At 37.6% G+C, this 25,570-nt stretch carries 16 protein-coding genes; 1 reads left to right on the top strand and 15 read right to left on the bottom strand.

Features of this window, described 5'->3' with window-relative positions:
- Positions 1-3: 3 nt before the first annotated feature.
- The 13 genes from AAC601_RS09825 to AAC601_RS09765 form a co-directional block, all read right to left on the bottom strand.
- A complete protein-coding gene (locus AAC601_RS09825; protein ID WP_340153136.1) occupies positions 4-4,962 on the bottom strand; it encodes a 2-oxoacid:acceptor oxidoreductase family protein in 4,959 nt (1,652 codons plus the stop codon).
- A gap of 22 nt (positions 4,963-4,984) precedes the next feature.
- A complete protein-coding gene (locus AAC601_RS09820) occupies positions 4,985-5,335 on the bottom strand; it encodes a HEPN domain-containing protein (RefSeq protein WP_340153135.1) in 351 nt (116 codons plus the stop codon).
- 317 nt (positions 5,336-5,652) lie between these two features.
- Positions 5,653-6,177 (bottom strand): DsrE/DsrF/DrsH-like family protein, encoded by a 525-nt coding sequence (locus AAC601_RS09815; RefSeq protein WP_303269109.1) that lies wholly within the window; start codon positions 6,175-6,177, stop codon positions 5,653-5,655.
- A gap of 18 nt (positions 6,178-6,195) precedes the next feature.
- The gene (locus tag AAC601_RS09810; RefSeq protein ID WP_303269107.1) at positions 6,196-6,507 is read right to left on the bottom strand and encodes a TusE/DsrC/DsvC family sulfur relay protein; all 312 of its coding nucleotides are present in this window, start codon (positions 6,505-6,507) and stop codon (positions 6,196-6,198) included.
- A gap of 15 nt (positions 6,508-6,522) precedes the next feature.
- Complete coding sequence (locus AAC601_RS09805) at positions 6,523-7,830, bottom strand: FAD/NAD(P)-binding oxidoreductase (protein ID WP_303269106.1); 1,308 nt, start codon at positions 7,828-7,830, stop codon at positions 6,523-6,525.
- 247 nt (positions 7,831-8,077) lie between these two features.
- Entirely contained in the window at positions 8,078-9,274 is a 1,197-nt protein-coding gene (locus AAC601_RS09800; RefSeq protein ID WP_340153134.1) for a succinylglutamate desuccinylase/aspartoacylase family protein, read from the bottom strand.
- Positions 9,255-11,183, bottom strand: coding sequence for a CBS domain-containing protein (locus AAC601_RS09795; protein ID WP_340153133.1), 1,929 nt, complete (start codon positions 11,181-11,183; stop codon positions 9,255-9,257). The genes AAC601_RS09800 and AAC601_RS09795 overlap by 20 nt, the downstream gene beginning before the upstream one ends.
- A gap of 200 nt (positions 11,184-11,383) precedes the next feature.
- Positions 11,384-12,622 (bottom strand): geranylgeranyl reductase family protein, encoded by a 1,239-nt coding sequence (locus AAC601_RS09790; protein WP_340153132.1) that lies wholly within the window; start codon positions 12,620-12,622, stop codon positions 11,384-11,386.
- Between the two features lie 6 nt (positions 12,623-12,628).
- A complete protein-coding gene (locus tag AAC601_RS09785) occupies positions 12,629-12,880 on the bottom strand; it encodes a hypothetical protein (protein ID WP_303269093.1) in 252 nt (83 codons plus the stop codon).
- 150 nt (positions 12,881-13,030) lie between these two features.
- Positions 13,031-15,115 (bottom strand): HAMP domain-containing sensor histidine kinase, encoded by a 2,085-nt coding sequence (locus AAC601_RS09780; RefSeq protein ID WP_340153131.1) that lies wholly within the window; start codon positions 15,113-15,115, stop codon positions 13,031-13,033.
- Positions 15,108-16,766, bottom strand: a complete 1,659-nt coding sequence (locus AAC601_RS09775; protein ID WP_340153130.1) for a hypothetical protein — start codon at positions 16,764-16,766, stop codon at positions 15,108-15,110. Before AAC601_RS09775 ends, AAC601_RS09780 begins: the two co-directional genes overlap by 8 nt.
- The gene (locus AAC601_RS09770) at positions 16,763-17,680 is read right to left on the bottom strand and encodes a type IX secretion system membrane protein PorP/SprF (RefSeq protein ID WP_303269090.1); all 918 of its coding nucleotides are present in this window, start codon (positions 17,678-17,680) and stop codon (positions 16,763-16,765) included. The genes AAC601_RS09775 and AAC601_RS09770 overlap by 4 nt, the downstream gene beginning before the upstream one ends.
- A gap of 71 nt (positions 17,681-17,751) precedes the next feature.
- Entirely contained in the window at positions 17,752-21,561 is a 3,810-nt protein-coding gene (locus AAC601_RS09765) for an HYR domain-containing protein (protein WP_340153129.1), read from the bottom strand.
- A gap of 371 nt (positions 21,562-21,932) precedes the next feature.
- Between AAC601_RS09765 and AAC601_RS09760 the strand changes: the two genes are divergently transcribed.
- Complete coding sequence (locus AAC601_RS09760; RefSeq protein ID WP_340153128.1) at positions 21,933-23,972, top strand: glutamine--tRNA ligase/YqeY domain fusion protein; 2,040 nt, start codon at positions 21,933-21,935, stop codon at positions 23,970-23,972.
- 431 nt (positions 23,973-24,403) lie between these two features.
- Here the strand turns inward: AAC601_RS09760 and AAC601_RS09755 are convergent, their stop codons facing one another.
- On the bottom strand, positions 24,404-24,658 hold the full coding sequence (locus tag AAC601_RS09755; RefSeq protein WP_340153127.1) for a hypothetical protein: 255 nt from the start codon (positions 24,656-24,658) through the stop codon (positions 24,404-24,406).
- Between the two features lie 145 nt (positions 24,659-24,803).
- On the bottom strand, positions 24,804-25,523 hold the full coding sequence (gene bshB1 / locus AAC601_RS09750) for a bacillithiol biosynthesis deacetylase BshB1 (protein ID WP_340153156.1): 720 nt from the start codon (positions 25,521-25,523) through the stop codon (positions 24,804-24,806).
- Between the last annotated feature and the right edge of the window lie 47 nt (positions 25,524-25,570).

Genomic DNA, 25,570 nt, shown 5'->3' with positions numbered 1-25,570 from the left:
GGATTAATTAAATTTCTCTCCTCTTTTTATCCATTTTTCCATATCCTTAGCATTGGGATCGGCTGGTAATCCAGGATGAATCACCTGCGCAGTACATTTTTCAGCTGCAGTCACCAGATCTTGGTACGGTCCTCCCTTAGGATCTTTGATATAAGCCTGCTTGTCTTCGTTATAAGCGAATATCTTAGAATTGATGTTGATGCATTCATCACAGGAAGTGCAGTCATCACTTTCTATCCAAGGGGAAGACGTAGCTTCTTTTGATGTGCTAGCTTCAGTTTCTGGCTGTGGACTATCAGCAACTTCCAAATTCTCATTCTTTTCAGTCTTGCTAGGCTGTGCAGCCGTTTTCTTCAATAGCTGATCAGTAGCCGGTATTGAGGTTCCGTTTCCTCCTGCAAGTTGCATCAGCTTTTGAGTAATCTTACCGACTACCTCTGCTCTTATTTTACTTTCTAGATCAGTAGCGGTTCCGTCTTCCTGCTTCACGCTTGCAAGATCGCGTAGCAGAATCCAGAAATCTCTTCGTTCTTCACATGATTCTACTATTGGTTTAGCCACCAATACTCTACTCAACTCGCCTGTTCTGTTAACCGCCCAAATAAATGGGAACTTATCCTCTCTTTCGCTTTCATCTAGCGCTAAGAAGTCTGTTAGCAAGATCATATTGTCGTTCCAAGAGTTGCGTGGTACATTCCTGAAATGTTTTCTAAAACGTCCCTCGGTTATGGCAAAATCGGCAAAGGTCATAGGAACCTCCATTGTTTTTTGAATCCCATTTTCTTCATACTTCAACTCATAGGTTGGCCAATCTTGATCCATAGCAGGGTTGCCTGTAAGATCTAAGGCCTCCTGTACTTTTACCCCCAGTTCAGGATTGTACTTAAATATTGGATAAGCTCTTGACTCTACCGCCAATTTTGCTTGATGTACCCCTAAATCATCTGCTACACCATGCTCTGGTTGGCAAGTAGTGTATAAGTTAAATAATGCTGGTCTTCGTGTAGTCAAGCCATCAATAAAACCTTCTATCATATGGCTTGTATTAGCCAGAGTAGCTTGCATGACATATGTATTTCTATGTGCCATTGCGACCAAGCCAATCTCTTTTCTCGGCTCAGCTTTTCCTTTCCATACTTTTCCGTATTGTGCCATATCAGAAATCTGTCCGATAAAGCCTGAAGTACAAGCTTGTCCACCGGTATTTGAATACACCTGAGTATCGACCACAATTACTTTAATAGGTTTACCAGATGCCATCATACGGGATAGATTTTGAAAACCTATATCATACATAGCCCCATCGCCTCCTAAAGCTACCACGGGTGGGCATAAGAGCCACTCCTCATCTGTGAATTGATGCCAGTTGAAATAGGTAAAGAAGTCTTTATCTTCTTCAGGACGGTATTTTCCTTTTAATTCCAGTTCTGCTTTACGGATAGTGGTAAATCCTTCCGCCATTTTAGCCATATGCCCTTCGAAAATACCCATTGCCATAGAGGTTGAATCTTGGAATAGGTGATTAGCCCAAGGGAAAGGATAAGGATTATAAGGATAAGTACTACCCCAAACAGAAGTACATCCAGTGGCATTCGTCATACCCATTGAAGATCTTCCTTTACCTGTGGTTCCATCCGTATATTTCCATTTCAGTCGCTTTAATTGGGAAAGTGTATGTGTTGTTTCCTTTAGCCAATCTTGGTCAATTGGTTTGCTTCCACGTTCAGCTTCCAACTTGGCGGCAATGCCAGACATGGTTAAATCTGAATCATGTGTATCTTTGAGAATTCTTTCTATTGCATCTGTGTCATTTATATTGACATTTTCTATTAAACGAGCCTGGATGTGTTTTTCCATCTGTTTAATGAGGCCATCTAAATAATCTATGTGTTTTTTAATGCGGGGTTGCATTAGAGACTCTAATGTCGCTGTAAATAAATGGACTACAGATTTTTCAGAACATCCTAAGCAGGCTCCATCGCCACTTGCGAAATTCATATAGGCTTCTTTGTTTAAAAGCAAAGTTTCCAATGGCCCAATTTTCTCTTCCAGATCATCAATGCGATTGTATTTCTCTGGCGTTGTTGGCAGATCAGTCCATAAGTCCCAGTCTTTTCTCAATTTTGCTACCGTGCCATCTGTCTGAATAATAGGTCGTAATGCGTCATCTTCGCAGACCTGGATACATTCGTTGCAGCCCTTGCAAGTGTTGGGGTTAATCGTAATGCTAAATAGACCTCCGCTATTGGGTGATTTCTTCTCATGTAGATCATAATATGGTCTGGTAAGTGCAAATTGAAAATCGCCTAGCTCTTCTCTAAACCAGCCCAGCTCTTTTACCATATCAGTCTGATCTTTATTCTCTTCAATCATCTGGTCAATGGCCTCCTGAATGTAATTATTAACCGTTGCACCATTGCCTGATGAATTAAATAGTGTCCTTACTTTACCTTCCATTGTGCGGACAGCTTTCTGCAAATTCTTTACACCTTCATTGTTCTTTTTCACCCGCTTCACCACTGTATCAAGCACATCTTTTAGTTCACTAACTAATCCAGGTATAGCGGTATCAGGACAAACTGTATAACATTTACCACATGCGGTGCAATTATTGGCTATCCACTCCGGATGCTCGAAACGAATACCAGTCATATCACGAAATACTGAGGAAACTGCCGGCATTACGCTCAAGCCAATAAAGGGATCAGTAATATTATCATTTCCCATTCCTTGGGCATAGAAGTTACCTGTCTGCTCCCAAAAGCGATGGATGTCACTTAAGTTGGATTCACTTTGTGGCATCTCCTTAAGCATCTGTGGAATCGGTATCCCTACTGTTCCATTAGCGTAGCCATTAGAAGCTGTTTGAACCTCTTTAATCGTAACTTCATTAACCTCTGTAAAACCACGTTTTACTACACGCATATTATCATCCACAACCCTTTGGCCTTTACCGCCAAATTTGGATTGAAGTTGATCTTCAATGGCTTGCAATAATTCCTTTTCATTTAGTCCAGCGGTTTTCATTAATGGAGAGGCTGCAAAGAAGGCTCCTTGAAAGGCAATTCCCTGCATGCGTAACTGAAGCTCAGGATCTGAAGCTTCCTCTCTGGCGATTTTAAAACCGTCAATATAGTAGACCCGGATATTATTCTTCACAATTAATTTTTGATACTGCTTTGGAATAGTAGCCCACACTTCTTCCTGATTTGCTTTATCGCTTTGAATGATGAAACAGCCTCCCTCTTTCAAGCCTGCCAATGCATTAGTATGTTTAAATACGTTAGGATCAGGAGATAAAACCACATCAACAAAGTAGAATTCACAGTTCATGCGAATAGGTTCAGGTGCCGCTGCCAAGTAATAAGTAGTTGGTTGGCCTTTCTTCTCTGAACCATATTTAGGATTTGCTTTTATGTCATATCCCAGGAGGTCATAAAGGGTCATCGCCAAGTTTTTACCTGTTGTAATTGCGCCCCAGCCTCCAACGGAATGAAAACGGACAGTTGTAGCTCCTTTTGGCATAAGATTCGGACTCTCAGAACCATGCACTGCCAATTCTTTAACTTTAGGGTAGGCAGCTTCTATTGTTTCCTGATAAGCTCTTTGCTTTGGTGTGAAGGCATTATCTCTAATAAAATCAATTGATAAATAGAATAACTTTTTGTGCTTACCATCAGGCAGCATATTTTCAACAGCACCAATGATGCCTTCGGCCTGCAAATCACGGCTACCCATTCCAAAAGATCCGGAATAGATTCTAGGTACATCCTTTGGCTGATAGGATTCGATTTCCGGATAAGACTTATCAGTTTTGGAAAGTCCATTTTCAAGGCATTTTGACATAACGGCCCGAAGTTCACGGGCAATGGGTAAGTCCTCTGCTAATGGTTGATCCAGTCTTTCCAGAACCACTACTCCTTTTTTACCTTTTAGAATTTTTGATAAATGGTCAGCTGGGAATGGACGAAACATCACTAAATCCACTACCCCTACTTTGAGCTTTCGAGTAGTTCTAAGATAATCCACTACTACTTCAGCGCTTGGTATAACACTACCTTGGCCTAAGATAAGGTAATCAGCATCTTCAGCTTTATAGGACATCACCCGTTTGTAATTGCGACCGGTTAATTCCCCATATTCCTTAAAAGCAAGGTCCGTCAACTCTTTAATATGATCAAAAAAGAAAGGTCGTTGTGCAGCCACACTTTGCATATAAGAATCCTGATTTTGCACAATTCCAGCCATCACGGGATTGTCTACATCCCACAGCTCAGGAATGCGCCTGCGCTGATCTCCAAAAATAATTTTTTGGGCTGGAGTTGGCGTGTCGATCATATCATCCGGCCTACCCAAAAACTCATTGATTAGCTCTCGTTCTGGAATTAACAGACTTTCTATTAAGTGCGTGGTCAAAAACCCATCTTGGGCTATAATTCCAGGTGTAAGTGCCAACTCTGCCACCCGGTGGGCAATTACATTTAAATCTGCTACGTGCTGAGCATTTTTAGCAAAAAGCTGGAAAAATCCGGTGTCATCTACTGCATGATAATCATCATGTCCGGCATGCACATTGAGGGTTGATTTGGTCATGGCTCGTGCACCAATATTTAACACATAGGTTAGCCTTTTACCCACTGCAGCATACAAGGACTCGTGCATATAGGCTATCCCCTGCCCTGATGAGAAATTTGCAGCCCGTTGGCCGGTCATCGACAAACCAGCTGTAACGGCTGCGGCTGCATGTTCGCCTTCAGGCTCAATGAATATTAGAGGCTTATTAGAAATATTGAGGTGTCCCTTAGCAGCTTCTTCTGCCCAATACTCTCCCATCTGCGTTGATGGCGTAATGGGATACGCTCCAGCAGCATCTGAAGATTCTCTTTCACACATGATAGCAGCAGTATTTCCATCCATAGCTGCAGATATTCCGGGATATTTGGGTTTGATACTTTTGCTCATAGCAGTGTTATTTAAAGTTGATTTAGGCCTCGCGAACCACTTTGCGTGTATTTTCAGCCATTGCCATAAAGCTGTTGGCAGTATTTAGGCTCATCCAAGTGTCTTGACCCTTTGTAGGATTATAAAGAGGTACAAGGTTTAGCTCATTGAATCTTTTGTCAATTGACCTACAGCTTGACAGCAGATCCTCAACATTTGAAGTTTTTTCAAACTCAACATCATTATCTAAAAGGAAACTTCCTAAATAATTTACGATAGCTTCATATGCATTCTGACAAACGCTGTAATGTACTACGTCTTCTTCAGGTTTGCATAACTCATTATTGGCTCTAGATAATAGCTCATTAGCTGTTTCTAGGAGGGTTTTAGTCATCGGTTCCATATTAGTCGGATTTTGTTATACAAATAAATTTACGAATAGGAATTGACTCATATTATGACATAAATCACGAAAATGGATGATTTGTATCGAGAGGCTACTAGACAAATTGTAGTCCGGCTGCATGAAATTGTCCAATTAGAAATACACCACTACACTTCAGTACATAAGCTTGAAGTAGCCAAAATCTAGAATGGATACTTGAAAATCTTCAATAAAAAAAAGGGAAAGTATTTTCTTTCCCTTTTCATTGCGACAAGACATCTAATATTAATTTAATACTTCATTAAGTGATTAGTAATTTAAAATTCTCAAATAAACACCATATGCGTTCCTTCCCCTTCCGCTAATTCATACATTTGTCCCACAGTAATGATGTCTTTCACTTCCGGAATCATGTCCTCCTTCTTAAGATGAAACATATCAGCCGCTAATTTACAAGCAAATATCTCACCACCACCTGCTTCAATCATTTCGAAAAATTCGCTTACTGGGGGAATATCCAACTTATCCATTTCCTTCTTCATCATGCTAGAAGCCAAAGCCTCAAAGCCGGGTAATCCTCCTATCATAGTAGGCATTCCTCTCATAAAAGCGGGGTTACCTACTGTTGCTGTGTGGAGGTGATCCGCTTTCTTCTTGGTAATGGCATCTAGTCCAAAGAAAGTAAAAAACATTTTAGCTTCTTTTCCTTCTGCTAAGGCACCATTCGCCATGATAAGTGCTGCATAAACATCCTCTAATGTGCCTCTAGCACAGATGACCATTATCTTCTTTACTTCTTTTTTCTCTTTTGCAACCACTTTTTCTGTGGTCATTTCTTTAATTTCTTCCATGATTTCTTCTTTAAAGGATTAAACACAACTTACAGGCTTCGGTATTCCCGCTATCTTACTAGATATTTTTAATGGTCCACCTGGGAAAAGTTTATAGAATTCCTTGATGTCCACGATGCCGGATTTCCCGACTTTACGGATAGAAAGTGGAACTTCCTCCGCATACTTAGTTCTCAAGAAATTAAGAACTTCAAAATGTCTGTCTGTTAGCTCTATATTTTCCTGCTTGGCCATTTCTTTTGCTATATCCTCATTCCACTGGGAAGGATCAGTGAAATAGCCTTCTTCATTTACTTTAATTGCTTCGTTGTTAATTGTTATTGTGTCCATGGTTATGATGTTTGATTATAATATAACTTCTTCTTTTTCAACTTTTTCTTTTTTGTTTTCTACCGGAGGCTTTTCCATTTCTGGCTTAGGTGCTTTCTTACCCGTCATACTCATATTAGTGCTTACTGGTAAACTCTTGCCTGTTAACAGCATATGCCAGTATATCCACTTAAATGCTAGCTTACCCATATGGTTGATTCTGGTTTCTTTTAATAAACCCATAGGACCTAAAATCGGTAGTGGGAATTGTCCTGGTAAAGGCTCAGTAGTATAATTGAAATCAATTAATGCTGCTTTGCCAAAGCCGGTTTCAATAAAACAATTCGCATGCCCGTCAAACTTGGCTTCCAATGGCTCACCTTTAATGAAACTCATGATATTCTCTATCAGAATCTCCCCTTCGAAGTGTGCAACAGAGCCAGCCTTAGAGGTTGGCAAGTTGGTTGCATCTCCAATCACAAAGATGTTTTCATGCTCTTTGTGTTGTAGAGTTTGCTTGTTAGTGGGGATAAAGTTCAAATCATCTTCATCGCTCATATTGCTGTTTTCTACCATATCAGAACCCATATTTGTTGGGACACTAACCAATAAGTCAAATTCTACTTCTTGTCCATCGTAAGAAACGATCTTCTTATTCTCATTGTCAACATGCTCTAGATAGAAATCAGGCACCACATGAATATTCTTCTCTTCCATAAGCTGACTCAACATTTTAGTAGCTATTGGTTTTGTGAATGCGCCAGAAAGTGGCGTTACATATTGAATATCCACTTTGTCTCGCATTCCCTTCTCGGTGAAGTATGCATCTGCAAGGAAGGCAAATTCTAGAGGAGCTACCGGGCATTTAATAAGAGTCTCGGCTAGATTGATAACTAATTTACCACCTTTCCAATCGCGCAGCTTTTTCGCCAATAGTGTGGTGCCTTCAAAAGTGTAAAAATCAAATATATCTTTGTACCAAAGCTCGCCTTCTAGACCTTCTGTTTCACTAGGAACTGGAGTTGTACCTGTTGCTACAACTAGCACATCGTAATCTAATTTGTTCCCACTTTTAAGTAAGACTTCATTTTTATTGGCTTCTATCTTTTCTACCTCATCCATAATAAAGTTAGTCCCTCTTGGAAAAAACTCTTTTCTGCTTTTCACTACATCAGATGGTTTGTAGATACCGAAAGGAATGAACAAGAATCCTGGCTGATAATAATGAGTATCATCTTTGTCGATAATGGTAATTTCCCATTCCTTTTTATCTATTCTTTTATCAAGCTTATTGAGCATCATCGTGCCCGCTGTGCCTGCTCCTAATATTAATAGCTTTTTCATGATATGTCGATTTAGAGGGTTTTCAATTAAATATGAAGTAAAGTTCATGAATTAATTTTTGATATGCGCTGACATTGATTTGCAAAAAACATGATCTATGTCAGTAAAATGAAAAATGAGGATAAAAGACAGTAATTGAACAATTGATGATTTGAAATCCTACTTACAAATCATAAAATCTCCTCAAAAATTCATCGGTTAATGCAGAAGTTATGTAAGCTGGTATGTAAACTCCGGAAACCAAAGTCTATTTGAACCAAGTTTCTAGTTCATATTCATCTGTGCGAGAAGCGGCTTCTCTATTACTCATCAAGTAATGATCTTGATCCAGCACCTTACTCCTATAGCCCAGTAGATGAAAGAAGTCTTTCGTGAAAAATCGAGCAATTTTTCTATTTACCCTTAATGTGGACTGCTTTTCATAGGATACTCCCGGTAGGTAACCCAATAGCCTATCCAGGCCTATATTTCGTAAAACTGCTGATAGTTTAAGGGCAAAGAGTGACACTTTTTTTATAGCAAAGAAGCCTTCGGAGCCCTTAGCCTGATACAATGGCATAAATATTCTAGATCTGGTTTCAGCTAAGACTGACTGATTATCGCTTATAGCTAGTTTTTGTCCCTTTTTGATTGCTTCGAAATTGACAAATCCTGGCAACATTTTAAAATCTTCACCCGGATTGATTTCATATCTGTACAAAATCTCAAAGAAATCTCTCTTAACTACACTACTACTTAAAAGCTTATCGTAATAATCATTTATATCAATAGCCTTTTTTTCTATAAGGCCTGTAAACTGCAGTGATAACATGCAAAAAGCATAATGAAAGTCAATTGAGGCTTCATCGTCATGTTGGCCTGCTTCAAAACCAAAAGCCACATAACCTAATTCATTAATATAGCTAAGTACAGGTCCTTCAAGGTATTCTTCAATTCCCAGTATAGAAGGCAATGGATATAGACTAGTGAATCGTCTATTCAACAAGCTATCGTTCATTACGATGAACGGACTGGTTTCGCAGGAAGTGGTATGAAGATCAATAAAATAAAATGGGCCCTCATCCTGAGCTATAATGTTCTTAATACATTCATATAATTCGATCTGTTCGATAGTGTCTTGATCTTCAATCGCTATTTCTCCTTCTTGTATTTGAAGCAATCTATCCTTCGTCCATAATCGATTCAGATCATGCTTATGGTATCTTTCCCCATTCTCTAGAGCCCATAGACTTCCCGCGAGAGCATAAAGATTTCCATTTAGAGGAATGTTCTTGCTTTGTAAAAAAGACATCATGCGATCTAAGGCTAGGACTCCAGCAGGCTCATTGCCGTGTATCCCTCCTATAAAAATCACGGAAGGCCCCTCACTGGTTGATCTGATTTTACCTATAAAACGATCGATCTCTATGGTTTGCTCAAGTGCTTTACTGTACACTTTTCTCATTATCATAGGGTAGTATATCATCAATAGTAATAATTCCGACCATGTGCTGGTCATGGGTAACGGGAACACAACCAATGCTATTTTTCTTCATGATCTTCAGTGTGCTATCTATCGTAGTTTCTGGTCTTACGGTAATGATATCCTTAGTCATAATTTCCGAAACGGGCAAACCTTCGGTATTGCCTACGTCTTTTCTATATTTTTCGAGATGTGACCAAGTAAGTAAGCCACATAATTCTCCTTTTTTATTTTCCACAGGAAGATGATGAATGTTTTTCCACAGCATGACACTTGTGGCCAAATCGGCAAGATCATTTTCGGTAACTGTAAAAAGCTCTGTACTCATAATATGTGCAGCCATATAAGCAGCCTCATGTGCTTCCAAACAAGGGTCCACCTCTGGCCATTCATGAGATACATGACCTATCTTCTGGTTGGCATGCATTGCTTTCGTCAGCATGAGTAGTGCGTCATCTTTCTTATGTTTCTCCTTTAACTTTCGATAATTACGGATACACCATCGAGAAGCAGTTTCTTTGGCCACTCGCTCCTCAATAATTCCTAAATAATACTCAATATCCTCCTTCGCTATTTTTGCACGTTCTAACCCCTTATAAGCTATTGGTAAAAGCTCTTTGGTGATGAGGTCTCTAGCAGAATATTGCTCTCCTTTCCATCGCAATACAGATTCTTTACCAGTACGTGCGGCCTTAATAAAGTTTGATTTCGCATCTCTGAATTCCATCACAGCCGCCATATCATCAAATTCTTTCGGTCTCCCCATCATCATACCGATCCAAAAGGCAAAATTTGCTATTTCATCTTTTACTGTTGGACCGGCTGGTATATATCTATTTTCTATTCTGACATGCGCTTTGCCGTTTCCTACTCCATAGCAACACCTATTCCAGTGATAAATGGTACCATTATGTAAATTGAGCGCCTGAAGCTTAGGAGTGTTCCCTTTGGCTAATTCCTCCGAAGAGTTTTGCTCAATTTCTCTGGCGATTAGTAGTTTATATCGAGCAATGTCATCCTTAAATATTTCTGCAATAGATCCTGATACCCATGCATTTCCAAAAGTAACTCTTGCTCTTTGATCTTTGAGGGCAAAAGATGAGCTTCTGGTGTCAATACTTTGCTGAAAAAGCGCAATACGGGTTTCACTCCACAATTCACGACCTAGAAGCAAAGGTGAATTACAGCATATGCTTAACAAAGGTCCTGAAATTGCTTGTGCCCAGTTGTAGCTGGATATAAAGTCGTCAGGTGCAATTTGTAAGTGCATTTGAAAGCTAGTGTTACATGCTTCAAATAGCACAGAATCGTGTATGATCGATAATTGGTCAATCCCTCTGATTCGTAGATCAATATCTTTACCACGATGTGCCTTTATGGTATCATTAAGAGCGTAATACCGGGGGCTAGGAGTCATGAAATCCATTCCTAACTCATTCTTTGAAATAGTAGGTAATATACCAGCCAAAATCACTCGATTTTCTTTCTCTTCTGCTGAAACTGCTGCTTTTTTTAGTAAGAGATCGAGGCTTTTTTCATACTCGCTAAAGCATTTGCCCTCTAATTTGATTGGATCAAGATTTATTTCAAGGTTGTAACGTGCCAACTCCGTGGTAAAATGAGGATCATTGATAGCTTCCAGAATTTCTACTGCCTTTTGGGAAGGCCGCCAGTTTTTATTAACAAGGCAAAACTCTTGCTCTGCTCCTATCCTTGTAATATCATCTTCAATTAGGCCTTGATCAAGCATTTTCTCAAGCGACTTGATATCGGTGAGCAAATGTTCTATAAATGAAGTTCGAAGAGCATTATTTAAATCTAAGTTTACGTTTTGTTCACCCATTGTTGACACAGATTGCCTACCTATTTCTAATAAAAATAGATAATTCATAAGGAAAAAGGAAATACTTAGTTAATATTTCAACAAACAATGTATAACTAATAAGGGGAATAGGTTTCCAGATGATGAATGATAAAAACCTATTTAATAGGTAATTGAAATGTTCTATTATACTAATTGATTGAATAAATATGTTTATGAGGTTTAAAGCTATTCCGCTGTTCAAAATTTCTGTATTGTATAGCGCTTTTCTATCTAATATCTCCAAACAAAAGCTTTAGGTAGAACCTCGGCTTCACCAACTCCTTTTTCAAATCCACATTGTCCAACATTGAAGTTAAGAGTGTTCTGACTGAAGAATTATGATTAGCTTTTTTGACCACAAAATTAAAGAGCTTGGGATACTTCAATAGTTTTTGGAGTTGTCTACTAATGCGGAGTTCATTCCACATTTTAGAATAAATCATTTGATCATACTGCTTGTGAAATGTTGCATTAAAAATCTGATCTTCAAATGCTTTGACAATGTGATCTGCAGCAATTCTTCCACTACGTAGTGCATTGCCGATCCCTTCTCCTGTAAAGGGGTCAATGAGGCTTGCGGCATCACCCAATAATAAAAAACGGTCTCCTGAAATCGGTCGTTTCTTGGAACCTATAGGCAAGCCAAAACCTTGTGGTTTTTCAAGGGCAGTAGCATTGTGAAAACGCTGCTTTAAATCTGGTTTCGATTTAATAAGTTCATCTAGTTCTGTTTTCAAATTGAGTTTCCTTTTACTTACCTCACTGGAAAGCATTCCAAGGCCTACATTTGCCTGTCCATTGGGCAAGGGGAAAATCCAAAAGTAACCGGGTAATAATTCTTTGTAAAAGTGCAATTCAATAGCCTGATCACGATTAAATCCACTAACACCTTCGTAATATTGTCTGATTCCCGCGCAATAATGATCTCTTTCTATCTTGATGTTACCTAATTTCTTATTGACTATAGAATGTGCCCCATCTGCTCCTACAATCATTTGAGCTGAGAAAGCTCTTTTATTCGTCTGCAAATTAACTAGACGGGACTCTGTTTCAATATCAATTACTTTTTCCTCTAGAAACACTTCAACATTAGCCTGATTCTGTATCTCTTTAAATAAAAAATAGTCGAAATCAATGCGTTTGCTGATATAACCTGCCGCTTTTCCATGATTGGGGTTCTGATAATTAATATCCAAAAAGGAGTGGTTGGGGGCTACAAATCTCACGCCATTTGAATCAATTTTCTTGGCAAAGCCTTCAAACTTTTCTCCTAGCAGTGGGTCCATTCGATATAATTGGTTGACTACATCTGCACTAAGAGCGTCACCACAGATTTTATCCCTTGGAAAACTGGCCTGATCGATAATGGCAATCTTTAAATCTTGACTCCGAAGTTGATAGGCGCAAGCAAAACCTGCTGGACCTGCCCCTACTATAATTAGATCGAATTGATTTTTAATAGGCATACTTTTTTATCCAATTCGGCTTTCAGAATACAAATCATAAGCAGCCACTAAAGATTCTCTTCCCGTTGAGCTCTCATACCGTTCATATTTTTTGATACTTTCCCTTTCCTCTACATAAAGCGGTTGATAATCATCATCATAATTATCCCAGATAATCAGAAGATATTTGTATCCAATTTTACTAGCCCTACCTGCCTCCAACCAAGCTTCAAACAAATCTTCTTCTAGTGATTTCGGGAAATCAGAACCTTCAAACATATTGTTAAAATCATCAATTTAAAAATCTAAATTAGTAGTATATCTTCACTAATCAGATCGAATAATTGAATTTATTAAGAAACACGTATTATTCAGGGTCAGATGTGAACAGCTACTATATCTTAAGAAGTGATAAAAGTTCAAAGGTCATTATGCTTTAAGACTACTTAAAAATTCTAAAGTATTGCTTCCTTGCCCGTCAATAGGTAATTCTACTCTAAATATAGTTTTACCCGTTTCTTCTGAGGAAACTGTAATTACACCATTTAATAAGTCAACTGATTTTTGAACTATATAAAGACCTAAGCCATTACCATTTGACAACTCGCTTCCAACGTAGAACATTTCAAAAATTTTATGCTGAATATTCTTTTCTATACCAATTCCATTATCAGTAATACTAATTTCAATTTTGTCATCCTTTTCAACAACGTCCAATTCTACACTTGCTATTTTAATATTATTGATCCAACAGAAGAAGAATGCGTTTTCCAGCAAATGATAAATTATTACCTCTACTAATTTAGAAATAGTAAGCAGCTTGTTTTCTACTTTTATATTTGCTTTAAATTCGATTTTTCTATCTACAATAATGGAATTAAAAGAAGAAATACAATCATCACAGATGGCAGCAACATCAATTTCCTCAAAATCACCAGGCTGATGGATTTCACTAATGGTACTTAATTTCTTTAGCAATTTATCCATACGCTTATTAGTCTTCACCAAAAGTCCTGTCAACTCTTTATTCTTGGTCTCCCGGCTAATCAAGTCACTTATCCCAGCAATTGAACTAAGTGGAGCTCTTAAATCGTGCGAAGCCTTGTACAAGACCGTATCAAGCTCATTGAATGTCTTATTTAATAGATAAGTACGCTCCATCACTATATTCTCTAAATTTTCATTGGTTAGTTTAACCACTTTATTAGCCTCGATCAATTCCTTTTGCTGCTTTTTCAATTTGGAACGAAAGTAGAATAGCAGAATAATTAATAGGGCGAATACTAAGGCAATCGCAATGGTCAAAATCAATCGCTGTTGGTAGATTCTTTTTTCTTTTAACCTTTCTCGTTCACTCTCAGAGAGTTTGTTTTCTAATTCCTGAAGATCGAAAAACCTCCTTTTCAGTTCATTTATAACTGTTAGGTACGAATTCAAGCTTTCATTAAATTCACTTTTGTTGTTTTCCAAAATAACTTCAAGCTCTTCAATTTCGGTTAATAAACTGACTTTCGATTCTTCAGTCATTTGTTCAAAACCCACATTAAGCTTATCTATTACCAGTTGAATCTTTTCTTCCAAAACAAGACGCTTTTTGGACATACTGGCGTTATCCTTTTTAACTTGCTGGAATATTTTATCAATATCTTTTTCCACAACGGTGCTGTCTGAGATTTGTCCCAACAGCTCATCAGAATCCGATAGCTTCTCGCTTTGCAATTTATTCAACAGCTCTTCAAATTTTTGGTCAAATTGAAATTGATCTTCCTCACTTATATCGTCTTTGTTTACTTTATTTAGGATATCATAAAATGCTCTAAGTGAATTAATTGTATCCAACTTCTGAAGTAATAAACCAGTTTGATCTTTCTTCTCGTTTTGGGTCGATTGTACAGTAATTGTTTGAGAAATGATTTCTTTTTCTTTGGGCTCAATCCTTTCTACTGTAATCAAGGTATTGGCTTGAATTTTCAAGTCTGTAATCTTATATCCTGGTATTTTGAACTGATCGATACCTTGAATACTTTCATTTAAACCTAAGGGGATATTGATTATACCTTCACTGTCTGTCTGCTTGGAAATGTTTTTATTACCGGAAAATTCAACTTGAACATTCGCTATTCCCACCCCATTTTTATTAACTACCGTTATTTTTTTATCAATGTAGCTTTTCTTACGAATTATTACTTCTAATATACCTTTGCTTAAATTCCAAGAAGCGGCTTCTAGACTCTCATCTTTTAATTTTATAGACTGAATTGGAATATCGGAAGCAGCCAAATTAACAAAAACTACCCCCTTATCATTTAACTCAACATAATTACCTTTATTGATTGAAAGGGTTAAATCTGGATAAGGGCTGAGATTTTCAGAAAAGGCTTTTACTTGTACTACTTGATTGGTCTGCGCAGCTACTCTATGAACGAAAGCATTAAAGCATGTTAATACAAGTAACGTAAGTACAATAAAATAGCGAGTAAAAGTTGACATAATCTCAAACTGCAATCTATTCATTTTCTTCCCTCAAACTGTTTTTAAAGTCATCATTCACTACTACTATTTCGTAACTTAAATCTTGTTTTGCAAATTTCGGCACTTCAAAACTAACAAAACCATCAAGATCATCCCCTTTTATTCGTATTTTATATTTACTGAAATATGGAACCTTTAATTTAAACTTTCCAAATTCATCAGTTTTGGTGATGGATTTTAACACGTTACCTGTTCTATCGATCAATTCCATCTGAACATTAGCCAGTACTTTCAATTCCGAAGAATCCATCCAGTTGTGTTCTATAAATTTCACTACACCTTCCACTTCAAGCGGATAGATTTGTAAGTCCATAGCAAATTCATAAATATCAAAATCAAATCCCTGATTTTTACGATTAGAACTCAAAAACCCTTGTTGGCCAAGACTATCAATATTAAAGGACAATTCATCATAAGTGGAATTTATAGGATAACCTAAGTTCTCTAAGTCCTGAAATCTTCCATCTATCATTTTGGCTTTATACAAATCGAAACCTCCCAGTCCGGGATGTCCATCGGAGGCAAAGTAAAGGTTTGAACGATGTAGAAATGGATACCTTTCATCTGTTTGGGTATTGATTATATTGCCTAAATTCTCGGGTTCGCTCCATCCTTCCTCAGTTCTAACAGATTTATATAGATCTTTTCCCCCTAAGGCATCAGTAAAATTAGCACTAAAAATAAGAGTTACACCGTCATCACTGATGGCTGGTTCAGTTAAATCAGTATTTGGATTATTATGTTCAAATGCAGCACTTTTGATCCATTTCCCTCTTTTCAATTGGGCGAAATAAAGTTGTAATGGATAATTACCATCTTCATTCTTTTTATTAGCGGAAGCTGCATATACCATGTCCTGACCCCTATTAAAGATACTCATAGCCGAAATGTGAAATGCAGTTCCTAGACTTTGTCCGGCTGGTCTTGGGTTTTCATAGTTTAGTGCCACTATGGAAAAAGGATCTTCATAGATCGACCACTTTCGCAAATTATAAAAGGGTGCATTTTCTTTGGTATCGATTTTTTGAATCAGCTCGACCTCAGGATGATTTGAAATTAAGTATACTTCTTTGTTTCCTGCAGGCAACATTTGTAGTTCACTGTAATTTGTATTCATACTTGCATAATGAGCCATATTTTTCACTGAATCCTCATACAAGTATCGGAGATTGTTTATACGCCAAATCTTTTGAACAAATAGTTCGTCATCAGGGTTTTTGTCCATGCAAACATGATAATACTTTAAAGCCTCTACAGTGTCCCCAATAGAAGATAAGGCCTCGGCAAAATAGAAATAGTCTTTTGTAGGGAATTCCAGATTGGTCTTATCATGTTGCCTATAGTATTCCACTGCTCTTTCATATTGATAAGTAAAAAAATAGCTTCTGGCTAATCTCAAAGCTATATTACTCGGAGCCCCTTCCTTTCCTTCTATATGCTCGTAAATACTTAATGCCTGATTATAGTTTTTTGCAATAAAAGCTTTGTCAGCGTCTGCAATGGATTGATTAAAAGCAGAAAAAACTGATTGTCTGGCCACTAAATCGGTTGAGAACATAGCAACTATCAAAAAAGTTAAAATCGATACAAAATGGTATATTTTACAGCAAAATAGTTGATTAATCAATTTCATTGAGGCGAATTCACATTATCGTAGTTAAATTTGAAAATATATCGTAGCATGATTTCATTAGATGCCTGCGCAAGCCTGCTTACATTACCTATGGGATAGTCGTAGGCATAAGCGACTTGAAATTGTGATGATAAGTTAAATCTAATCAAAAAATCTAAAGATTCTTCCTTCCTGTACGAAACTCCTGCTGTAAGCACTCCTCTATATGTTGTCAAAACATTAAGATCATAACTTATAGGTATACCTTGAAAGTACTTGAATAGAAAACCCGGACTTAACACAAAATTACTTCCTAGGGCGATATGGTATTGACTAAAGAGTAAATGATTAAGATTAATCGGATCTAGTGTTATGGAGTCGTTTACGTTAATCGTTTTGTTAATAATAGATGGAATCGAATATCCAGCTTCAAATTTTTCACTGCGGTAATAAAAACCAAAACCAGCATTAAAGTCAGTCCCTGAGAAAATCTCATCATTGACGCTTGGGTCAGGATTGCCGTTTTGCAATGATTGATAATCCGAACGAACATTCAACATTCCCGCTTTAATACCAAAGGAGAGTGTTTTTTGATAGCCTACTGGTAAATGATATGCTAAATTGGTGGCAAGCTGTATATTTTGATGCACTCCAATACTTTCACGATGAATAAATAAGCCCGTTCCTAACTGTGGCTTTCTAAATAAAGAATGAGCTGAAAAAGTCTGAGACTGCGGAGCTCCCTCAAGACCACTCCATTGATCACGATGTAATAGTGAGATACTTAATGCTTCATCAGCTCCAGCATAGGCCGGATTAATAAGTGATCCGTCATACATATATTGCGTATATTGTACTCCTTGTTGTGCATGCAATCCAATACTGATGAATAACAAAACAAATAGAAACTTAATATGGTATTTTAATTTCTTCAATATATATAATTTACTGATTTACATTATGTTATATAAATTTATTTAAACAATAATATAACATCTTTAATCCATTATCTTAGGACTTCCAGATACCCTTTTCTCTGAATGACATCTTGCTCGTTTCTTACCGTAACGAAATAATAATAAGTACCTCTGGGTACCATCTCTCCACTCCTGTTTTCTCCCTTCCAAACTACTTCATTGTTGTTGTATCCACTCGATTTATAAATTTCCGTTCCCCATCTGTCCACCACAATCACCTGATTATTTGGAAATTTTTCTAACCCCTCTATTCTCCAATTATCATTATTTCCATCTCCATTAGGAGTTATTAATCTACTGATTTGGATATCCAATATTAATGGTTCAACTGTCACATCAAACGTGCAATTTTCACTTACTCCATTCTCTTTGGTAAAAGTATAAGTAACTTCTGTAGTGCCCACTTCAAATGCTTCACCTGGATTGTGGCTTGCATCAACAACTAGTTCAGAGCATGCAGCGCTTGCCCTAGGCACTTCCCAATTCACAGTTGCCAACCCATTGCTGTTTTCAGCTGTGACAAAGATGTCTTCTGGACAATTGTTGATGATAATTTCAGATTGGTCTTCTACAGTTACCATAAAACTACATAAACTACGATTACCGTATTCATCGGTAAACTCATATTCAACAGTCGTAATCCCTATAGGAAAAACAGTACCAGGTTCAAAGTTTGAATTTGCACTTACTTCTGTGCAATTATCCAAAGCTGTCGGTATTTCCCAATCCACTATTGCCTCACAATCGTCTGATGCAGATATACTTATATCGTCAGGACAATTGGTTATAATTGGTGGACTTTGGTCAATAACTTCTACTTCAAAGCTACATAGCGTAGTTTTACCATTTATATCTGTTGCTGTGTACTCAATATTAGTAACACCTAGAGGAAGTTCATCTCCTTTCTGATAATTACTGCTGATTGTTAAATTTGAGCAATCATCGAAAACAGGTTCTTCCCATTCTGCAATGCCAATACAATTCTCATTAGCGCTGATAATTTGCTTATCCGGACAAGAAACTAGAACAGCTGCACTTTTGTCTTCCACAATTACATCAAAACTACAAGTATTTGAGTTTCCTGCATCGTCTGTAGCAGTATAAGTGACAGTGGTTATTCCTATTGGGAAACTATCTCCAGATGTAAAGTCACTTTCCAAATTGACATTGTTATCACAATTGTCTGTCACTTCGGGTATTAACCATTCAGCAATAGCTGTACACTGATCATTGGCAGTCAGACTAATATCCGCAATGCAAGTGGTAAAATCTGGAAGTTTATCATCTTCCACAATGACATTAAAGTTACAGCTTTGCTGGTTGCCAGAAGCGTCTGTGGCAGTGTATGTAACCAATGTAGTCCCCAAGGGGAAAATATCCCTAGGATCATGAGTAGAGCTTACGCTTAAGTCACTATTACAATTATCAGAAAATTCAGGTATTTCCCAGCTGGCAATTGACTCACACTTCCCTTTAGCTGAAATAGTGATGTCCTCTGGACAGAAAATAACTTCAGGAGCAGTGTTATCTTCAACTGTAACTTTAAATGAAGCAGACGTCTCATTACCAGCATTATCCTTTGCGATAACTTCTACAATAGATTCTCCAATTTGGAAAAGATCACCTGAATTAAAACTACTTGTAATCTGCACCTCATTATCACAATTGTCCTCAGCGCTAATGGTATTCCAGCTAACAGTTGCTTGACAAGTTCCTTCATCCGCAGTCACCGTTAAGTCATTCAAGTTACTTATAATAGTGGGTGGAGTGTTGTCATTTACAATTACATCAAAACTACAAGTACTGCTGTTTCCTGTTGCATCAGTAGCAGTATAAGTGACCATTGTAGTTCCTTGCGGAAAAACATCTCCTGAATCAAAATCACTTTCAAGTGTAATTTCACTACTGCAGTTATCCGATACTTCAGGTAGTTGCCAGCTAGCTGTTGCCTGACATTGGTTATTTGCTGTCAATACAATATCGGAGACGCAGCTGATAAAAATTGGAGATGAGTCATCTACGACAATCACCTTAAAGCTACTGACTGTATCGTTATCCTCATCATCGATTGCAGTGTAGCTAACCAAAGTCTCACCTAATGGAAAGACATCGCCCGAATTATGAGTAGAAGTAATCTGTAAATCAGCATCACAATTATCTGTAAATGTTGGAATAGTCCAGTTCACAACGGCATTACAATCAGTTGAAGCTGATACTGTTATATCATTTGGGATACTTAATACTTGAGGCGGGGTGTCATCTACTACTGTTACCAGAAAAGAGGAAGAAGATTCATTTCCCGAATCATCTGTGGCTGTTATTTCAACTGTTGTTTCTCCTAGTGTAAAGACATCACCTGAGTTAAAGTTAGTGGCAATGGCTACAGTAGCATCACAATTATCTTCTACAATTATTCCATCCCAGTTTACTGTGGCTTCACAAGCATCAGATTGAGCAGAAACGACTAAATTATCAGGTACAGATGTAAAGGTGGGTGGTGTATTGTCTTCAACAGTTACTATAAAACTGCATAAAGCCTCGTTACCAGCCTCATCAGTTGCAGTATAAATTACTTCGGTATCACCAATTGGAAACACATCTCCCGGGTTATGAGACGAAGCCACTTGAGGGCTGCTATCACAATTATCGGTAAAATTAGGTACGATCCATGTAGCGGTAGCCTCACAGTTGCTGTTGGCAAAAACAATAATATTTGTGGGACAGTTTGAGGTGCTTGGGTCTGTATTATCTTCTACAATTACCGAAAAACTGGAAATCGTTTCATTATCCGCTTCATCGGTAGCAGAATACTCTACAATAGTTTCCCCTAAAGGAAATTCATCACCAGAATTAAAATTGCTATTGATGACGACATTGCTACTACAATTGTCATCAGCTAAAATTTCATCCCAAGTTGCAGTTGCTTCGCAGTTTTCATCAGCGTCAATTCTAAGCTCTGAAGGGATATTAAGGAATTCAGGCCCGGTATTATCGGATACGATTACATCGAATGAACAAGTCGCTGTATTACCTCCCTCATCTGTAGCCGTATAGGTTACGGTAGTAGTACCAATTGGCAAAGTACTTCCATTTGCAAAATTACTTGTTAACGCAGGAGCAAAACCACAATTATCACTGGCCTCAGGAAGAGTCCAAGTACCAACGGCCTCGCAATTTTCATTTGCATCTAAGGTGATATTATTCGGACAAGTGTCGAATACTGGAGGTGTATTATCATTCAAAGTTACAGTAAAACTACATGTTCCATAAATTCGGTTTCCCTCAAATGCCGAATAAGTAACCGTTGTCGTTCCTATAGGAAATTCGTCTCCAGGAGATTTATTACTTGCTAAACTTATACCACATGCAACTTCTGGTTCAAACCACAACACTCTACGGTCACAGCTTGTATTTAAATCAATTACTACATTTGAAGGACAGTTACTAATTGCATAGCTGGGATCAAGAGTTACTTCAACAATGAATGAGCAAATATCAGTTGTATCCCCACTTAGTAAATTTCTTTCAACATATGTCACTGTAGTTTTTCCAACAGGAAAGATATCGCCTGAATTATGCGTTGATTGAACATATCTCAGTAAAATATTGTCTGTAGTAGGTTCTGGCCATGTAACTGAAACTTCACATCCTGCACTAATTGATTTAGTTAAATTACCCGGACAGTTTGACAATGCTAATGGCTTGGTCAAATTATAGTTCAGTCCATTAACATTGTCTAAATACTTACCCGCGAAAAATTCTTCAGTTTCAACAGCGCTGCCATGAAAAGAACTAAAAGAAATGAAGTAAAATATTAGAATAATTATCTTTCCGTACACCTTGCGACAAATTACAGACTATTAAAATTAAAATTATTATAAATAGTAATTTATGGAAAAGGAAATGAATAAAAAAGCTAATTCTATTTTAATTATAGCTAAATAATAATAAATAAAAACCGTTATTTCATAGTTTTTGCCTAAGGAGTCGGTTTATTAAAGTGATTTGGATCAAAAATCGTAAGTTTTTATGATGATTCATTAATAGAAGCTTTTACAAACTTTAATCTTATCCAAATTATCAGTTTTCGGATCTAGTCATCTTCCTACATCTTAAACCAGGACTCTTGCAACAATCGAAACAAATACCCTATTTCCGCTCTTGCAATTGAATGCTTTTCAGCTAATTTTGCATCACAATTAAATTCATAATGAAAGAAGCATCAGAATCACTCAATTTCTTAGAACATATTATAGAAGAAGACCTAAAATCAGGCTTGCCAAAAAACAGCTTGCGATTCAGGTTTCCACCAGAGCCCAACGGATATTTGCATATTGGCCATGCTGCTTCTATCTGCCTAAACTTTGGATTAGGTGAAGATCATCAATCCCCTGTAAATCTGCGCTTTGATGATACAAACCCAATCAAAGAAGAACAAGAATTTGTGGATTCCATCAAACATAATATTGAGTGGTTAGGCTTTAAATGGGCTCAGGAATGTTATACTTCTGACTATTTCCAACAGCTATTTGATTGGGCAGTGGAGCTCATTAAAAAAGGAAAAGCGTATGTAGATGGGCAGTCCCCTGAATTAATAGCAGAACAAAAAGGAACTCCCACTTCGCCAGGGAAACCAAGTCCTCATAGAGATAGGCCTATTGCAGAGAACCTTGAGCTATTTGAAAAAATGAAGAATGGGGATTTTCCTGCTGGGTCTTATGTTTTAAGAGCTAAAATTGATATGGCATCTCCCAATATGTTGATGCGTGATCCGCTGATGTACCGAATTCTAAACAAAGCACACCATAGGACTGGAAATGATTGGTGCATTTACCCCATGTATGATTGGGCACATGGACAATCTGATTATATTGAACAGATCAGTCATTCCTTATGCACCTTAGAATTCAAATCTCATAGGGAATTATATGATTGGTTCCTGGATCAAATCTATGATGAAAATAAAGTAAGACCAAAGCAACGAGAATTTGCCAGACGGAATTTGAGCTATACCGTTATGAGTAAGCGAAAATTATTGGAATTGCTGCAAAGCAAGACTGTAGCAGGATGGGATGATCCAAGGATGCCAACTATTTCGGGATTGAGGAGAAGAGGTTATACGCCTGAGTCAATCCGGAAATTCAGTGAATTATCGGGTATTTCTAAAAGAGATAGTGTAACAGATGTTTCATTATTGGAATATGCTATTAGGGAAGATTTGAATAAAAGAGCTACTCGAGCGATGGCAGTAATTGATCCTGTCAAATTGATCATAACTAATTATCCAGAAGGTAAAACAGAAATGCTTGAGGCTGAGAATAATCCGGAAATGGAAAATTCCGGTAGTCATCAAGTGCCATTCTCGAGAGAGCTATACATTGAAAAAGAGGATTTTAAAGAAGAAGCAGGAAATAAGTACTTCAGATTGACAATTGGCAAAGAAGTTCGATTGAAAAATGCTTATATCATAAAAGGGGAATCAGTGGTGAAAGATGCCCAAGGCAAAATCACTGAGATTCATTGCACTGCAGATCTAGAGTCCCGTTCTGGAAGTGGAACTGAAGCCAGTATGCGAAAGGTGAAAGGAACTTTGCACTGGGTATCAATGCAACATGCAATTAAAGCAGAAATACGAGAATATGATCGTTTGTTTTTGGATGAGGCTCCGGATAGCCATGGAGATAAAAGCTTTATGGAATATATCAATCCTGAGTCTTTGAAGATTACCAAGGAGGCTTTCTTAGAACCCTTTTTACAAAATGCCAAATTAGAGGATAAATTTCAATTTCAAAGAGTTGGCTATTTCACATTAGATCAAGATGCCACAGCTCAGCATTTAATTTTCAATAAAACGGTAGGTTTGAAAGATTCCTGGGCAAAAGCACAAACCAAAGAGCAGCCTCAAGCAATTGAACAGAAAGCAATTCAAGGACAAGGTCGAAGCCCTATCAATGAAATTCAAAAGATTAGTAAGAAATACACAAATCTTTCTGGGACTAAATTAGAAACTGCTAGAGCCAACATCGCTAAATTAGCAAAAGATGTAACTTATGATGAATTGGAACCACTATTTGGTACTGCTAAAAAGAAGGTTGGAACTAGAATTGGAGTTACAATTGCCTTAGGAGTTTTGTTAGAAAATGGCTTAGCAAGAAACGAAGCTATAGAAGCTTTTATTCAAGCAGGATTGGAAGATGACCATGAATTATTGGTAGAAGAGGCTAAGGCAGTTGACGGCCAAAGGCAGTAAGGCCATGAGCCAAACGCTCGCACCCAATGTCGTTAAGTTAGTGATTTCTCTATCCTTTGTCGCCCGCATTTGTATCTTCACAAATGCTTCGAAATATACTTATATATACATAGGTACCGACTACTTTATAGGGTTGTGGAGACACAACCAGAAGCGTTGAATTATATGGTTGTGGAGACACAACGATAAACGTTTATGAATCCAGCAAAGTAAAAGTCATTTTCTTTTGGAATTTTTATGGAATTTGACTTTCTAAAAAAGCTTAACTTACCGGCACTGCGCTCGCACCAGCACGGGGTTAACTACGAAGATGCACTAGGATTTTACGGAGGACGCAATGAAGCAAACCAATCTGACCTAAGGTATGACTTAGGTCAGACTATGGTCATACCAAAGTTTTCTATAAATCAACAGCCTGTAACAGATTTGCTCTATTCCTCAACCCAAGCAATTTTGACTATATCCTCAATATCCACTCTATAATTTCCTTGTCGGATGTGCCCATTGACCAATAAAGCAGGAGGTAATTTTGGTACCGTAATATTTTCGTAATGCTTCTCTGACGTTTCATTTACCTTATTACTAGATAAACGGACGTCCATAATAGTACCGGATTTCTGAATTACTTGAATTTTAGCCCCGATCGGAATGTTTTTAATGATATCTTCAACTTCTTCTAATTTCATAACCTTAAGTTTTCTTTAGTAACACGAAAAAAGATTAGGTTGTTTTCCGGAATAGAATCAAAGAGCAGGTCTGACCAGTTGGACTACTACGTATGTCAGACGATAGTCAGACCGGAAAGTCCAAAGAGTGAAAATTCTTCCCTAATTAAACAAGACCATTCAAATCTTTCACACCCAAATATCTCTCCACGGTGAATGCTTCAGCATAATCAACGCCAATAATCTGCCCGAAATCCATAGCCCTTGCTTCAATCATTTTCAAAAATCTTGGGTTAGAGATATAGGTCTCTGGCTCCTGGGAATCTGCTTTGTAAAATTGAGAATCGAATGCTTTGATGGCATTCATTTTTTTCTCCCAATGACTGCTAACATCTACCACAAAATCAGGCGTAATGGGTAGGCTCTGAATATAATGGTAAACTTTACTTGGTCTGTATGCTTTTTGAGGGACTCCATTTTCATCAGAGGTTTCAAATTTTTGCAGCCCTGCTAAAAAAACCGATTCAGAAATTAGTTCAGATGCTCTTCCATGATCTGGATGACGATCTGATATAGCATTTGCTAAAACAATATCAGGCTGATATTGCCTTATTTTTTTTACAATTTCAGTCTGATGTTTTAAATCATTTTTGAAGAAAGCATCTTTAAAACCTAAATTTTCACGAAGCTTCAGTCCTAAAATTTCTGCACTTTTCGCAGCCTCTTTCAATCTTTGCTGAGGAGTTCCTCTAGTCCCCATTTCACCTTCTGTGAGGTCAATCACACCAACATTTTCGCCCATGGACGTATGTTTGGCAATCGTTCCCGCACACGCTAATTCGATATCATCAGGATGAGCTGCAAAAGCTAATATGTTTAATTTGATCATAATTTAGTCGCAATAATAAACTTACAAATACAATTAGTGTACTT

This window comes from uncultured Marivirga sp. (assembly GCF_963974845.1).
In the GTDB taxonomy this organism is placed as follows: Bacteria; Bacteroidota; Bacteroidia; order Cytophagales; family Cyclobacteriaceae; genus Marivirga; species Marivirga harenae.
This window is presented reverse-complemented; position numbering and strand designations above follow the sequence as displayed.